This is a genomic window from Streptomyces sp. NPDC045021, assembly GCF_056432645.1.
The window spans coordinates 1,016,156-1,031,431 of sequence record NZ_JBWKIQ010000001.1; the positions used below are offsets into that span (position 1 = coordinate 1,016,156).

A 15,276-nucleotide genomic window follows, 5' to 3' on the forward strand; every position below is an offset into this window, starting at 1 on the left:
CAGGTTGCGTGCAACGCAACTTGGATCGCCGAGATTCCCCCTGTCGCTTCCTTCGGGCCGTTGTTTACCGCGCGTATAGTTTCGCTGTGAGCAACTTCAGTGCAGATAACGAAACAGCCGGGCCGCAGACCGGCGGAGTGCAGTCCGTCGACCGCGCGATCAGCGTCCTGGAGATCCTCGCCCAGCGCGGCGAGGCCGGTGTGAGTGAAGTGGCCGCGGAGATCGACGTGCACAAGTCGACCGCCTTCCGGTTGCTGGGCGCCCTGGAAGCGCGCGGCCTGGTGGAGCAGGCCAACGAGCGCGGCAAGTACCGGCTCGGCTTCGGGATCGTGCGGCTGGCCGGCGCGGTCACCGGGCGTATCGACATCACCCAGCAGGGACGTCCGGCCTGCGAGCGGCTGGCCGAAGAGCTCGAGGAGACCGTCAACATCGCGGTCCTGGAGAAGCAGTTCGCGATCAACCTCTTCCAGGTGCGCGGCCCCGGCGCCGTCACCGCGCACAACTGGGTCGGCCAGCTGACCCCGCTGCACGCCACCTCCAGCGGCAAGATCCTGCTGGCCCACCTGCCCGCCCGGGAGCGTGCCGAGCTGATCGCGGAGGCGGGTCTGGAGAAGATCACCCCGCACACCCTGACCTCGAAGACCAAGCTCGAGAAGAACCTCGCCGAGGCCAGGGAGCGCGGCTACGCCTGGACCCTGGAGGAGTTGGAGCTCGGCCTGCACGCCATGGCCGCGCCCGTCCGCTCCCGCGACGGCGAGGTCATCGCGGCGGTCACGGTCTCCGGGCCGTCCTACCGCTTCACCGAGGAGCGGATGCACGAGCTGGCGCCGGTGCTGATCAGAGGAGCGGCGGAGATCAGCCACCGCATGGGCTACCTCGGCTGAGGAGCCGCCCCCAGCCGCTCCTGGACCCACGTGTGGAAGGCGCCGATGTGGTGCTCGCTGGGGACCAGGACGCCGCCCTTGGCGTACAGCCGCGAGCTCATGGCGGGCTGGCAGCGCTCGCAGGCGTCGAAGTCCTGCCGGTTGACGCGGTCGAAGAGCTCGACGGAGCGGGTGACGTCCTTGCCGCTGTCGACGACGTCCTTCAGGTAGAGCCAGTCGCACTCGACGATCGTGCGGTCGGCGGCGACCGGGTACATCCGGTGGAAGATGACATGGTCCGGCACGAGGTTGATGAAGACCTGCGGCTGGACGGTGATCGCGTAGTAGCGGCGGTCCTGGTCGTCGGAGACGCCCGGTATCCGGTCCAGTCCCTCGGTGCCGTCGACCGTGAAGCCCTGGATGTCCGCGCCGAACTCGGCGCCGTGGCCGACGTAGTACTGCGCGGCATAGCCGTCGGCGAACTCCGGCAGGACCTCGGTGAGTTCGGGGTGGATCGTCGCGCAGTGGTAGCACTCCATGAAGTTCTCGATGATGAGCTTCCAGTTCGCCCTGACGTCGTACACGATGCGCTTGCCGACCGCGAGGTTCTCGATGTCGTAGTGCTCGATCGGCTCCACCTCGCCCAGCCGCGCCACGACCGCGCCGATGACCTGCTCCTCGAAGGAGGGCGGCTCCTCGGCCAGGCAGACCCAGACGTAGCCGAGCCATTCGCGTACGTGCACGCTCGCCAGGCCGTACTCGGTGCGACCGACGTCCGGCATCTTGGTGAGGTTGGGAGCGGCGATCAGCTTGCCCGTGAGGTCGTACGTCCAGGCGTGGTACGGGCACTGGAAGGCCCGCTCGACCGCGCCGGCCTCCTCGGTGCGGAGCTTCGCGCCGCGGTGCCGGCAGACGTTGAAGAAGGCGCGGATCGCGTGGTCGCGGGAGCGGGTGACGAGGATGCTCTCACGGCCCACGTCGACGGTCCTGAAGGCGCCGGGCCTGGCGAGTTCGGCGGAGCGCGCGACGCAGAACCACATCGTCTCGAAGATGCGCTCCTGCTCCTGGGCGAAGATCCCCGGATCGGTGTAGCAGGAGCCGGGGAGGGTGGCGATCAGGCTGTCCGGCAGGCTGGTCGATGTCACGTGGGCACTCCCCGGGGATGTTGTGTGATGTGCAACCTGACGTGGATTACGCAACTTCTAGCGGGCAGAATGTGGCGCGTGGGCCGCGCTGTCAAGAGCCGGCGGCAGCCAGTTGCCTGCGCCAGCGCGTGAACAGCCGGGGCTGGTCCATACCGAGCACCGCGACCGGATCACCGGCGCGGCGGTAGACCGCGAGGAAGCTGCGGTCGTGCGCCGCCCCCTCCTCGACCGTGACGCTGTCGGCCACGGCCGCATGGCCCGCGAACTGGATCCGTACGCCGTACTGGTCCGACCAGAAGTACGGCGGCCGTACGGGGCCCGGTTGCCCAGCTCCGCCGGAGAGCAGGGTGGCCACGGCGACGGCGGGGCGTTCCTGTGCGCCGGTCCAGTGCTCGACGCGGCGGTGGATGCCGGCCGCGGGGTCGTACCAGTTGGCGCAGTCGCCGACCGCCACGACGCCGGCGAGGCTGGTGCGGCCGTCCGCACCGCACTTGACGCCGTTCTCCAACTCGACGCCGGAGCTCTCCAGCCACTCCACGTTCGGCCGGGCGCCCACCCCGACGACGACGGTGTCGGCGGGCAGCCTGCGGCCGTCCGCCAGCAGGACCGCGTCCACGGTCGATCCGCCGCTGAGTGCCTTGACCCCGACGCCGCACAACAGCCGCACGCCGTGGTCCGCGTGGAGCGATGACACGACACCGCCCATCGTCTCCCCGAGCGGTCCGGCCAGCGGGGTCGGCGAGACCTCGACGACCGTCACGTCCAGCCCGAGGCCGTACGCGGTCGAGGCGACCTCGGCACCGATGAAGCCGCCGCCGATGACGACCAGGCGCCCGCCGCGGGCAAGGTCGGCGCGCAGCGCGCGGGCGTCGTCCAGGGTGCGCAGCGTATGGACGCCGGCCAGGGCGCCACGGCCCTCGCGGCCCGGCAGGGTGCGGGCGGCGGCGCCGGTGGCGATGACGAAGCCGTCGGCACGGACAGCTGTGCCGTCGGCGAGACGCACCAGGCGCTCGTTGCGATCGAAGCCGGTGGCACGGGTGCCGAGCAGCCACCGCGCGCCCAGCTCCTCGTCCTCCGCCTCCAGTGCGAGGTCGGCCTCACCGATGGTCCCGGCGAGAAACTCCTTGGACAGCGGCGGCCGGTCGTACGGCCGGTGGGGTTCGTCGCCGATGATGACGAGCCGCCCGTCGTACCCCTGCTTGCGCAGGGAGCGGGCGGCCGACAGACCGGAGAGCGAGGCACCCACCACGGCCACGGTTCTCACGCGGGGCCTCCGGCGAGCCGGGCCCCGACGCAGGGCGGGAGATTGGGCGCGGCCAGGGACGGCTCGATGTAGATCATGCCGTCCTCGACGAGGACCTGGTGCGTACGGACGGGCCGCTTGGCCGGCATCGCGTCGACCGCGCCGGTGCGCAGGTCGAACTTCGACGCGTGCAGCGGGCATTCGACCTCGCACCCTTCCAGCCAGCCGTCCGCGAGCGAGGCGTCCTGGTGGGTGCACGTGTCGTCGATGGCGAAGACCTCTCCGTCGTCGGTGTGGAACACCGAGACAGGGGGGTCGATTTCGAGCCGGTAGGCCTCGCCTCGCGGCAGATCCGCGAGCCGGCACACGGGAATCTTCATGACACCTCGGTGCGTATGACGAAACTGATTGCGGGGAGCGCAACAACAGTTTGGAGGCGCCCCCAGCCGCTGTCAAGAGACACGAAAACCGCCCCACAGCATGGGGCGGTTGACGTACGAACGGGCAGTTCAGGGGCGGTCAGTGGCCTCTCTTGATCCATTCGTCGAGCTGCGGTGCCTCGGCTCCGACGGTCGTGCCGTCGCCGTGTCCGGTGCGTACGACCGTGTCGGGCGGCAAGGTGAGCAACCGCTCCCGGATGGAGTCGATGATCGTCGGAAAGTGCGAGAAGGAACGGCCGGTGGCACCCGGCCCGCCGGCGAACAGCGTGTCGCCGGTGAAGACGGTGCCCAGCGCGGGCGCGTACAGACAGACGGCGCCCGGCGCGTGGCCCGGGGTGTGCAGGACGGTCAGCTCGGTCCCGGCCACCGACAGCACCTGGCCGTCGGCGAGTTCGCCGTCGGGGGACCGTTCCGGGTGGGTCTGCTTCCACAGGAAGAGATCCTCCGGGTGGAGCAGGATCGGCGCACCCGTCAGTGCGGCCAGCGCGGGGGCCGCGTCGATGTGGTCGTTGTGGGCGTGCGTGCACACGATCGCGCGCAGCCAACGGTCCCCGACGGCGGCGGCGATGGCGGCGGCGTCATGCGCGGCGTCGATGACGATCGCCTCGCTGTCGTCGCCGACGATCCAGACGTTGTTGTCGACGTCCCAGCTGCCGCCGTCGAGACGGAACGTCCCGCTGGTGACGACATGGTCGATGCGGACGGCAGGGGCGGCCATCAGAAGACCACCACCGAGCGCAGCACGTCGCCCTGGCGCATCCGGTCGAAGGCCTTCTCGACGTCGTCCAGGGCGATCGTCTCGGTGACGAAGGCTCCCAGGTCGAGGCGGTCCTGCAGATAGAGGTCGATCAGCATCGGGAAGTCGCGGCTGGGCAGGCAGTCGCCGTACCAGGACGACTTCAGCGCGCCGCCGCGCCCGAAGACGTCCAGCAGCGGCAGCTCCAGCTTCATCTCGGGCGTGGGCACGCCCACCAGCACGACGGTCCCGGCCAGGTCGCGGGCGTAGAACGCCTGCCGGTACGTCTCCGGGCGGCCGACCGCCTCGATGACGACATCGGCGCCGTTGCCGCCGGTCAGCTCGCGGATGGCCTCGACGGGGTCGGTGGTCTTGGAGTTGACGGTGTGGGTGGCGCCCATCCGCCGCGCGGTCTCGAGCTTGCGGTCGTCGATGTCGACCGCGATGATCTTCGCCGCGCCGGCCAGCCGGGCCCCGGCGATGGCCGCGTCGCCGACGCCGCCGCAGCCGATGACGGCGACCGAGTCACCGCGGCCGACGTTGCCGGTGTTGATCGCGGCGCCGATACCGGCCATGACACCGCAGCCCAGCAGCCCGGCGACCGCCGGGGAGACGGCCGGGTCGACCTTGGTGCACTGCCCGGCGTGGACGAGGGTCTTCTCGGCGAAGGCGCCGATGCCCAGCGCCGGGGAGAGCTCGGTGCCGTCGAGCAGGGTCATCTTCTGCTGGGCGTTGTGGGTGTCGAAGCAGTACCAGGGGCGACCACGCCGACAGGCGCGGCACTGACCGCACACCGCACGCCAGTTGAGGATCACGAAGTCGCCGGGGGCCACATCGCTCACGCCCTCGCCGACCGCCTCGACCACCCCCGCCGCCTCGTGGCCGAGGAGGAAGGGGAAGTCGTCGTTGATGCCGCCCTCGCGGTAGTGCAGGTCGGTGTGGCAGACCCCGCAGGCCTGGACCTTCACCAGGGCTTCGCCCGGTCCGGGGTCCGGCACGATGATCGTTTCCAGACTGACCGGGGAGCCCTTCCCCCGGGCGATGACGGCACGAACCTGGTGAGCCATGACTGCTCCTCGGCTGGTTGCTTATCGCGGCACGCAGCGCACGCGTCGCAACGAAAGGATCCGTGAAGCGAACTCGGCGGTCAAGGACCGGGGCGGGTGCGCCCCCCGGGTTTCGCGCCCGGGGCGGGACCCGCCGCGGCTCCGCGGTTCACCGCGTAACGCGGGCATGCCAGTACGTGTACTGCTCCAGGGGGTCGCCGTCCAGCACCCACGGCCACGGTGTGACGGGTGCGCCGATCGCCTTGAACACCTCGGCCGCGTCCAGCGAACGGCCGGATTGCACGAGGGCGTACGCCAGCAGGTTGAGGTCCGCCAGCGCGGCCGCGTGCGTGAGGAACCCGGGCCTGGGCCAGTCGGCGAACGCCCGGTCCAGGGCGTCCGACATGGGCGACTGCTGCCACTGCCGGCGCGCCAGCAGCTCCGTGACGCCGCCGGCCGACACCGTCCGGTGATGGCGCTCGATCATCGAGACCAGCTCCACGCTCGCGGCCGGGGCCCCCGGCGGCATCGCGGAGCGCGCCGCGTCGACGAAGTCGAGCCTCTGCCCGTGGGAGCCGCACTCGTCGGGAGAGAGGTAGCCGAGCATCTGCAGATGCGCCTCACGGTTCCAGCTGTCGCGCGCCGTGATCTCGCGCCAGACGGAGAAGACCTCCCGCGACGGACGGCGCAGGACTCTCAGGAGCCCCAGCAGGGTGACCCACGGCAGCGGGTCCTCCGGCTCCAGGTCGGCTGCCGCGTAGCAGGCGTCGGCCACGGACTGCGATTCCGCCGGACTCTCGTCCAGGCCGCCGTGCACCAGACTCACCCAGGCGTGGAAGAGCATCGCGTCGGCGATGCCGGGTGAGCTGCGGAGCCAGGACTTCGCGAGGGCCGGCGAGGCCGCTCCGGCGAGGACGACGATCCGGTGTGTACGGCGGTCCCAGTCCCGCCCCGCGTCCTGGATCACCTGCTCCAGCAGACCGGACAGGACGCCCATGTTCCCGGGCCGTTGCGGGGCTACCAGCTGGTTACGGACCTTCCCTGCCTTGATGTCGTCGAGTTCCGGAGCCAAGCGCGGGGTCGTTCTCCTGCGGGGTCTGAGTATCGCCATGGCGCCGGAGCCTAGAGCGAACCGGGAGCACCGGACAGATTTCACCCTGAATCGTTATCGCGATGACAACTGCGCCGGTCACGGCGGCGCGCACCGGGCGGACGTCGAGGGGGTGCCGCACCGGCGCGTGGCACCCCCTCGACGCGTCCTACGGCTGCATATCGTACGCACCCGACAGGGCCGCCACCTGCTCCCAGACGCGGGCCGCGCGGCCCGCGTCCGAGACCGGGCGGCGGACGTGGGCCAGCGCCCAGGCGGCCTGCTCGTCGGTGGTCGAGCTCTTGCCGTGCAGCTCGGTGGCGTGGGCGGAGAAGTCACGCACCAGGACGTCGAAGATCTCGTCCAGCAGGTCGGCGTCCAGGCCGGTCGTCTCGGCCTGCTCCAGCACCAGCTGGCCGTAGACCACCAGGGCGAAGAGCTGGCCTATCTCCAGCAGGAAGTCCAGGTCCTGCTGCTGGGCCTCGCTCGGCGCGTGGGTCAGGAGCAGCGCGCAGAGGCCGTCCGCCTGCTCGCGGAAGCGCGCCACGTTCGGCAGGTGCGCGTGCGCGTCGTACGCGGTGCGCCAGTCGTGGAAGCGGATCGCGCCCAGGCCCCGGGCCGGGCCCTGCTGGAACAGGAAGGTGTCGTCGGCCGGGTCGAGGCGGCTCGGCACGACGGGGTACTCGGCCGGGTTGAACAGGTAGTTCCCCATGAACTTGAGGATCAGGGCGAGGTTGACGTGCACCGTGCCCTCCAGCTTCGGCAGGCCGCGGATGTCGCGCGCGGCCTTGTCGAAGTAGGTGTCCGTCTCGAAGCCCTTGGCCGCGATGACGTCCCACATCAGGTCGATGACCTTCTCGCCCTCGGTGGTGACCTTCATCTTGGTCATCGGGTTGAAGAGCAGGTAGCGGCGGTCCTCGGGCGAGGCGGAGCGGAAGTAGTCGACAGCGCGGTCGCTGAACAGCTTCATCGCGGTGAGGCGGGTGTACGCGTCGGTCAGCTCGCGGCGCACGTGCGGGAAGTCGGTGACCTTCCGGCCGTACAGCACCCGGTTGTGCGCGTGCGTGACGGCCTCGTACATCGCGTGCTCGCAGATGCCGATGGACGCGGTGCAGAGGTTGAACTTGCCGACGTTGACGGTGTTCAGCGCGGCGTCGAAGGCGGCCTTGCCGGTGTGCAGCACGTCCTGCGCACGCACCGGGTAGCCGTCGAGGCGGAACTCGCTCACGTACATCTGCGCGTTCACCACGTTCTTCACCAGGTGGTATGCCTCGTGCCGGCTGTCGGCGGCGAAGAAGACGTAGCCCTCCGGGCCCTCGATGTCCGAGCGGCGGGCGAAGACCGAGACCAGGCCGGCGACGTTGCCGTTGCCGATGTAGTACTTGGGGCCGCTGGCGGTGAAGCCGCCCTCGCCGTCCGGGGTGAGGATCATGTCGGTCGAGTAGATGTCCGCGCCGTGCGTCCGCTCGGAGAGACCGAACGCCATGACATGGCCGTCCGCCAGGAGCTCGGCGGCGTGCGCGCGCACGGTTTCGTTCTCGCTCTGCCAGACCGGTCCCAGACCCAGGATGGTGACCTGCCAGGTGTACCAGTAGCCCAGGCCGTAGAAGCCGAGGATCTCGTTCAGCTCGGCGATCCGCGCCGTGTCCCAGCGCTTCGAGCCGTCCACGGAGGAGGGGGTGAGGAACTCCGCGAACAGCCCCTCCTTCGCCGCGAATTCGAGGAAGTCGCCGTACCAGGCGCGCTCGACGTAGGTGTCGATGAGTGCCTTCTTGCCGCGTGCCTCGAACCAGTCGACGGTGGCGCGGAGCAGCCGGCGGGTGCGCTCGTCGAACTGCACGGGATCGTACGTGCGCGGATTGAAGAGCATGTCAACTCCAGTGAAATGAGGGTCAGTTGGCAAGTCGGTGGAGCGTGGCGAGCACGTCGTCCAGCCAGGCCAGGGTCATCCGCTCGTACTCGATGCCGCCGCGCAGCACCACGTGCTGCAGCTCCTGCTGGGCGGAGAGCGAGGCCGGGTCGGGGAAGTCGCGCCGCTCGCCAGTGAGGTAGCGGGCCAGCAGCGCGGCATGGCTCTCGCGGTGCCGCTCGACCTCGGAGATCAGCGAGGTCAGCGCGGCCGGACCGTCGAAGGCGGCGGCGCGGATCTTGACGGCGAGTTCGTGCCGGACGGTCTCCGGTTCGACGGGCTCGCGCAGCCAGGACGCCAGGGCCGCCCGGCCCGGCCCGGCGGCGGAGTAGACCTTCTTGTCGGGCCGCCCGTCCTGGGCGACCTCCTCGGCGAGGATCCAGCCGTCCGTCTCCATCCGGCGCAGCACCCGGTAGATCTGCTGGTGGGTGGCGGTCCAGAAGCGGCCGATGGAACGGTCGAAGCGGCGCGCCAGCTCGTACCCGGAGCCGGGCTGCTCCAGCAGGGAGACGAGGATCGCGTGCTCTAGTGCCATGCCCGCATCCTGCTATGCAACGAGTTGCATAGGCAATGACGCCCGGCCCGGTTGAGACACGGATCACGCACGGCGACGAGCGCCGGTCCGGGCCCGGCGCCCGAGGGGGGCCGGGCCCGGACCGGGCGACCGAAGGGTCAGTGCAGGATCGCCAGCCGGATCCCGAAGGCGATCAGCAGTCCGCCGGTGGCCTGCTCTATGCGGCTGCGTACCGACGGACGGCGAAGGAGCGCGCCGAAATGATCGACGGTGAGCACGTACAGGCTGAACCACAGCAGGTACAGCAGCACGAACACCACCGACAGCACCAGCGCCCGCCCCAGCGTCGCGCCCTCCGTCGGCAGGAACTGCGGCAGGAAGGTCACGAAGAACAGGGCGACCTTGGGGTTGAGCGCGTTGGACAGGAAGCCGTCCCGCACGCAGCGCCGTGCGGGCAGCCCCGGAGCGGACGGCGACGCCGCGGCCGGTTTCCGCTCCTGCGGCCTGCCGCGGCGGGCGCTGCGCAGGGTCATCACACCCATCCACACCAGATACACGGTGCCGACCACCTTGAGCACCGTGAACGCGGTGGCCGAGGCGAGCAGCAGCGCCGAGACCCCCAGTGACGCGGCGCTGATGTGCACACTCAGACCGAGCATGCCGCCCGCCATCGTGTACAGCCCGGCGCCGCGTCCGCCCATCAGTGCGTTACGGGTGATCAGCGCCTGGTCGGGACCCGGGATCATGATGAGGACGAACGCGGCCACGGCGAAGGTCAGCACGGCGCCTCCGCGGTCAGGAGCCGGTGGACGGCGTGCTGCGGCCCCTGCCGGAGATAGAAGTGCCCGCCGGGGAAGGTCCGCACCGGGCACGGCCGTACGGTGGTGAGCTCCTCCCAAGCCGCCAGCTGATCCCGGGTGACCAGGGGGTCCTCGCGCCCGCCCAGCACCGTCACCGGTACCGGCAGCGGCTCGCGCGGCTGCCAGCTGTAGGTCTCCAGGATCGCGTAGTCGGCCCGCAGGCAGCGCGCCGCCGCCTCCCGGAGTTCGGGATGGTCGAGGACCTCCTCCGGGATGCCGCCGTGCCTGCGCCCCACCTCGTCGAGGAGCTCGTCGTCGGGGAGCCGGTGCAGGCCGCTGCGCTGCCTCGGCAGGTGGGGAGCGGGGTACGAGGAGACCAGCAGCCGTTCCGGAAGCGGCCGGCCGGCCGCCCGCAGGGCGTGGGCCAGCTCGTAGGCGATCAGGGCGCCGAGGCTGTGGCCGAAGAGCGTGTAGGGCGGAGTGAAGGTGACCTCGTCCACCAGCGCGCCGACGAGGGACGCCATGTCGGTGAAGGGCTCCTGGCCGATCCGTCCGCTGCGGCCGGGCAGTTGGACGGCGATGAACTCGACGTCCCGCAGCCCCCGGCCCCAGCGGATGTACTCGGCCGCCGCGCCCCCGCCGTGCGGGAAGCAGAACACCCGGCGGGCGGGGCCGGGACGGTCCCCCGTCGGGACGCGGACCAGCCATCGGGCCGCGGGTGTGGTGTGGGTGTTCATTCGGCACCCACCACGGATCCCGTCGCGGACACCGTCCCTGCAGGAGCCGCGTCCGCTGGGGCCGGAGCCGCATTCGCCGTACCGGAACCGGCCAGATGGGCGGCGAGTTCCGCGATCGTCGGGTGCGCGAAGACTTCGGCGGGCCGGACGTCCCGGCCGGTGCGTGAGGTCAGATCGGAGATCAGCACCAGCGTGGTGGCGGAGTCCACTCCCAGGAAGCCGAACGGTATGTCGGTACCGACCTCCTCGGAGCGGATGTCGAGCAGTTCGGTGATGAAGTCCACCAGCCAGTCGGTGAGTTGCTCCTCGGTGAGCAGCATCTTGGGCGTCTGGATCATCCGGGTCGTCATGCTCCCTCCAGTACGTCGGTGAGCGGGGTGGACGGGCCGAGGATCTCCTCGAACCAGCCGTCGAGCGCCGCGACCGTCGAGTTCTGCAGAATCACGGCCACCGGCACCACCTCCCCGAAGGTCTCCTGCAGTCCCGCGGCGAGCCGGGCGGCGAGCAGCGAGTCACCGCCCTCCTCCAGGAAGTCGTCCGCCAGGTCGACCTGGTTGAGGCCCAGTACGCCGGCGAAGATGCCGGCCAGTTTGAGCTGCCGGTCGGTGATCGGGGGGCTGGAGATCCGGTTGCGGCCCTGGCCGCGCGAGCCCGCCTTGGCCAGGACGGTCCGGTCGACCTTGCCTGTGTGGCTGAGCGGGATCGCGTCCAGCGGATGGATGCGGCCGGGGACCATGTGCTTCGGCAGCCGCTCGGCCGCGTACTCACGCAGTGCCTGCTGGTCGAACGTGGCCCGTTGGTCGGGTCCCTGCGCGTGGATCACATCGAATCCGACGGCGGCCGGGCCGTCGCCGTCCCGGGTGAGCACCGCGCTGCTGGTGAAGCCCGCGGCGGCCAGCCGGTCGGTCCACTGTCCGCGGTCCAGCAGCGGGTGGCCCCAGGTGCGCAGCCCGGTGTCCTCGTAGCCGTCGAAGCCCTGCTGGAGTCCCATGGTGAGATCGAACCACGGGTGCATGGCGGTCTGTTCGATCATCAGCAGGCTGCCGCCGGGGGCGAGGACGGACCGCAGGGCGTTCAGGGAGATGTCGATACCGCGGGTGTCGTGCAACACGCTGGCCGCGATCACCAGGTCGGCGGTCAGCTCGTCATGGCCCTGGAGCTCCGGGGGCTGGTCGAGGTTGTAGATGCCGTAGTGGACGAACGGGTAGCCGGCGAACTCCTCCCGCGCGCGCTCCAGGAAGTAGCCGGAGATGTCGGTGAAGAGGTAGTCGGTGCGATCGGCGGGCAGGTGCGGCAGCAGATGGCCGGTGAGGGTGCCGTAGCCGGAGCCGACCTCCAGGATCCGCAGCGGCCGGTCGGCCGGCCACTGCGCGGCCAGGGCCCGGACGGCCTCGGTGGCCACGTGGTAGGCGGGGCCGAAGAGCCGGGCGTACACCTCGGGGGTGCGGTCGGAGGTGTACAGCTCGGCGGAGTGCAGTGACTGGGTGAGGATCGCGGCGAGGTTGCCGGACAGTTCCAGCATCCAGTCGACGAGGTCGTCGTCCACCGCGAGGGTGCCGGTCAGCGCCCTGCGGGCGCCGTCCGTGATCTCGGCGGAGAGGGACTGCGGCAGCTCCCGGGCGACGCACAGGCCGTCCGGGGTGGTGCGCAGGAAGCCGCGGTCCAGCAGGACGCCGACCGCGCGGTCCGTCCAGCGTTCGTAGCGCGGGACGACTCCGGCGGCGCGGGCCGCGGCCGGGTCGAAACGCTCGCCGACCTGGTGCGGCAGGCCGAGGGCCCGGAACGCGGCGGCCGCGGCGTGGACGTGGACGTCGTCCAGTCGGGCCCAGGCGTCGAGCAGTTCGGCGGCTGTGGGGCCGGGGGCGGCGGTCGCCGCCGCGGAACGCAGGGCGGTGCGACATCGGGCCGTGTCCGCCGGGTCGGCGGACACCGTACGGAGCAGCGAACCGTCGGTGCGGTCCGGTACTGCGTAGCCGAGCAGCCGGGCGCCGGCGCTGTCGTCGGACGACTTCACCACCACGGCGCGCTCGACGCCGGGGTGTCCGGCGAGGACCGCCTCCACCTCGCCGCACTCGATCCGGTGGCCGCCGATCTTGACCTGGCCGTCCCGCCTGCCGAGGAACTGCAGGGTGCCGTCCGGCAGATAGCGACCGTAGTCACCGGTCCGGTAGAGGCGCACGCCGGTGACGGGGTGGGTGATGAAGGAGGCCGCGCTGCGCTCCGCGTCGCCCCAGTAGCCGCGGGCCAGTCCGCACCCCTCGATGTACAGCTCGCCGGCCACCCAGGTCGGGCAGGGCCGCAGCCGTTGATCGAGGACGTGGAAGGCCTGGTTGGCCAGCGGCTTTCCGTACGGGATGCTCGGCAGCCCGGCCGGGACCTCTTCCGCGGGGTGCCAGTTGGACCAGATGGAGGCCTCGGTGGCGCCGCCGAGGCTGATGACCTGCGCGTCCGGCCACAGGGCGGTGATCCGGCCGGGTAGGTCGAGGGGTATCCAGTCGCCGCTGAGCAGCACCAGGCGCAGACCCGCCGGGATGTCGGCTCCCGCTTCGAGGTGCTCGACGAGCATCTGCATCTGCGCGGGCACCGAGTTCCACACGGTGACGCCGTGCCGGGCCATCAGCTCCGCCCAGTGCGAGGGTTCCCGGCGCAGCTCCTCGTCGGGCAGCACCAGGGCGCCCCCGGCGGCGAGGGTGCCGAACAGGTCGTAGACGGAGAGGTCGAAACCGAGGCCCGCCAGGCCGAGGACCCGGTCCTGCGGGCCGACCCCGAAGCGCTGGTTGATGTCGGCGACGGTGTTGAGGGCGGCTCCGTGTTCGATCATCACGCCCTTGGGCGTGCCGGTGGATCCGGAGGTGTACAGCACATAGGCGAGGTCGGCGGGGTCGGCGGTCTCCGTGGGCGAGGTGCCGGCGGCCGGTGCGGGCGGCAGGACGTCGGTGAGCAGCCGGGGAAGGTTCTCGGGCCAGGCGAGCCGGGCGTCGAGGGCGCTGTCGGTGATGACGGCCATCGCCTCACCGTCCGTCATGAGGGTGGTGCGGCGCTGTTCGGGGAGGTCGGACCCGACGGGCAGATACGCGCTTCCGGCGAGCAGCACGCCGTACGCGGCGGCCACCTGGTCGGGGCCGCGCTCCAGGGTGACGGCGACCAGCCGGTCGCGGGCCGGGGCGCCGGGGCACGTGCCGGCCAGCCGGGCGGCCAGTTCGCCGGCCTGCTCGGCGAGCCGACCGTAGGACACGGTGCCCGAGCTGTGCAGCACCGCGGGTCGCGCCGGGTCGCGCTGCGCCCAGCGGAGCATTCCGTCCTGCAGCAGCCCCGCGGGAGCCGGGACCGCGGTGGCGTTGGCCTCTGCGCGGGCGGCCAGTTGGTCGACGGGCAGGCCGACGCCGGCGTCTGACGTCCAGTACGCCTCGCCCTGCTCCTCGTCCGCGAGCCGGGCCACGGCGTCACAGTAGGTGGCGAACATGGCGTCGAGGAGTCCTTCGGGGAAGAGCTCCTCGACGCAGTCCCAGGTCAGGTCGAGGGAGCCGGTGAAGTCGACGACCTGGTGGTCCAGCCACACCTGCGGGGTCTGACTGAGCCGGTAGTTGATGTCGCCGAAGTACGCCATCGGGGTGGACACGTCGGCGACCGTGCCGAGTCCGCTGGTGAAGACGACGGGCATGGTCTCGAAACCGCTCTGCAGACCGCGCCTGCGGCGCTCGCGCAGGGTGTGCAGAGCGCTGACGTAGCGATGCCGCAGATCCTGCTGGAGTTGGGTCTGGGTGCGGACGACCCGTTCGTCGAAGGGCGCCCCGGTGGTGTCCATCTCCAGCAGGCAGATGGAGGTGAAGTCGCCGATGACCCGGCGCAGATGCGGATGGACGATGCGGCGGCCGGTGTCGTCCTGGGAGAGCAGCAGCGGCAACCGGTTGAACAGCGTGAGGTTGAGCGTGAAGCGGGAGGTGCCGCTCCAGGTGGCGAGGACTTCGGCGAAGACGGTCGCCAGGACCGCGGTCGGGGTGAGTCCGCGCTTCTCGGCCCGCGCCTGCAGCCGCTGCCAGTCCTCCGACGGCAGATGGAACTCGCGGTGGGTGAAACCGGGTTTGGGGATCGCGGCCGGCGCCTTGGCCAGCGGCAGTTCCGGGGGCGGCGCGAGGGTGTCGGCGCGCGCCGCCCAGTAGTCCAGCGACCTCTTGTGGCGCGGCGCTTCGGTGCCCTCCTCCAGCGCCAGCACATAGTCGCGGAAGGTGACATCGATCGGAGGCAGGACCAGGCCGGGGTCCTGGCACAGCGCACTCCACTCGCTGAACAGGACGGTGATGCTGGCCAGGTCGACCATCAGCAGATCGAGGCTCATGTGCAGCCGGTCGTGGTCGGCCAGCCGGCTGACGCGGATGTCGAACAGCGGCCAGCGCGACGGGTCGTACACCCGCTCCGACATCTCCGCGCGGGTGGCGTCGAGCCGTTCCCGCACGGTCTCCGGCGAGGCCTGCGACAGGTCCTCGCAGATGATCTCGAAGGGCGGGGTGTCGGGCAGGACCCGCTGCCTGCCGTCGTCGTCGACCACGGCTCGCAGCATGTCGTGGCGGTCGGCGAGATGTCGCCAGCCGCGGGTGAGGAGATCCGCGTCCAGGCGGCGCCCCTCCAGTTCGAAATAGGCGTGGGGTGCGACGTTTCCGAGGACGAAGTTGGGTCCGCGTCCGACCCAGTAGGCGTACTGGATCTCGGTCAGCGGAAAGGACTCGTTCGACATGTACTGATCTCCCCCTGTGGA

The 15,276-nt window shown here is 70.9% G+C and carries 13 protein-coding genes; 1 reads left to right on the forward strand and 12 read right to left on the reverse strand.

Annotated features, from left to right (window positions below; genetic code table 11):
- Positions 1-137: 137 nt before the first annotated feature.
- A complete protein-coding gene (locus tag AC07DC_RS04495; RefSeq protein WP_478912608.1) occupies positions 138-884 on the forward strand; it encodes an IclR family transcriptional regulator in 747 nt (248 codons plus the stop codon).
- Here AC07DC_RS04495 and AC07DC_RS04500 read toward each other — a convergent pair.
- The 12 genes from AC07DC_RS04500 to AC07DC_RS04555 all read right to left on the reverse strand — a co-directional run bounded on the left by AC07DC_RS04500 (position 872) and on the right by AC07DC_RS04555 (position 15,255).
- Positions 872-2,008 carry an aromatic ring-hydroxylating oxygenase subunit alpha gene (locus tag AC07DC_RS04500; protein ID WP_478911732.1) on the reverse strand — a complete coding sequence of 379 codons (1,137 nt, stop codon included), beginning with the start codon at positions 2,006-2,008 and terminating at the stop codon, positions 872-874. The two genes, AC07DC_RS04495 and AC07DC_RS04500, sit on opposite strands and share 13 nt — an antisense overlap.
- 91 nt (positions 2,009-2,099) lie before the next feature.
- Entirely contained in the window at positions 2,100-3,272 is a 1,173-nt protein-coding gene (locus AC07DC_RS04505) for an NAD(P)/FAD-dependent oxidoreductase (protein WP_478911734.1), read from the reverse strand.
- On the reverse strand, positions 3,269-3,631 hold the full coding sequence (locus AC07DC_RS04510; protein ID WP_478911736.1) for a bifunctional 3-phenylpropionate/cinnamic acid dioxygenase ferredoxin subunit: 363 nt from the start codon (positions 3,629-3,631) through the stop codon (positions 3,269-3,271). The genes AC07DC_RS04505 and AC07DC_RS04510 overlap by 4 nt, the downstream gene beginning before the upstream one ends.
- 139 nt (positions 3,632-3,770) lie before the next feature.
- Positions 3,771-4,409: an MBL fold metallo-hydrolase gene (locus tag AC07DC_RS04515; protein ID WP_478911738.1), complete on the reverse strand. Its 639-nt coding sequence runs from the start codon at positions 4,407-4,409 to the stop codon at positions 3,771-3,773.
- A complete protein-coding gene (locus AC07DC_RS04520) occupies positions 4,409-5,494 on the reverse strand; it encodes an S-(hydroxymethyl)mycothiol dehydrogenase (protein ID WP_478911740.1) in 1,086 nt (361 codons plus the stop codon). The genes AC07DC_RS04515 and AC07DC_RS04520 overlap by 1 nt, the downstream gene beginning before the upstream one ends.
- Positions 5,495-5,642: 148 nt before the next feature.
- A complete protein-coding gene (locus AC07DC_RS04525) occupies positions 5,643-6,584 on the reverse strand; it encodes a hypothetical protein (RefSeq protein ID WP_478911742.1) in 942 nt (313 codons plus the stop codon).
- A gap of 148 nt (positions 6,585-6,732) precedes the next feature.
- Positions 6,733-8,433: an acyl-CoA dehydrogenase gene (locus tag AC07DC_RS04530; RefSeq protein WP_478911744.1), complete on the reverse strand. Its 1,701-nt coding sequence runs from the start codon at positions 8,431-8,433 to the stop codon at positions 6,733-6,735.
- A gap of 22 nt (positions 8,434-8,455) precedes the next feature.
- Complete coding sequence (locus AC07DC_RS04535) at positions 8,456-9,007, reverse strand: PadR family transcriptional regulator (protein ID WP_478911746.1); 552 nt, start codon at positions 9,005-9,007, stop codon at positions 8,456-8,458.
- Positions 9,008-9,144: 137 nt separating this feature from the next.
- Positions 9,145-9,768 (reverse strand): LysE family translocator, encoded by a 624-nt coding sequence (locus tag AC07DC_RS04540; protein WP_478911748.1) that lies wholly within the window; start codon positions 9,766-9,768, stop codon positions 9,145-9,147.
- Positions 9,762-10,523, reverse strand: coding sequence for a thioesterase II family protein (locus tag AC07DC_RS04545; protein WP_478911750.1), 762 nt, complete (start codon positions 10,521-10,523; stop codon positions 9,762-9,764). The genes AC07DC_RS04540 and AC07DC_RS04545 overlap by 7 nt, the downstream gene beginning before the upstream one ends.
- Entirely contained in the window at positions 10,520-10,873 is a 354-nt protein-coding gene (locus AC07DC_RS04550; protein ID WP_478911752.1) for an acyl carrier protein, read from the reverse strand. Before AC07DC_RS04550 ends, AC07DC_RS04545 begins: the two co-directional genes overlap by 4 nt.
- Positions 10,870-15,255, reverse strand: a complete 4,386-nt coding sequence (locus AC07DC_RS04555; protein WP_478911754.1) for a non-ribosomal peptide synthetase — start codon at positions 15,253-15,255, stop codon at positions 10,870-10,872. Before AC07DC_RS04555 ends, AC07DC_RS04550 begins: the two co-directional genes overlap by 4 nt.
- Positions 15,256-15,276 lie beyond the last annotated feature (21 nt).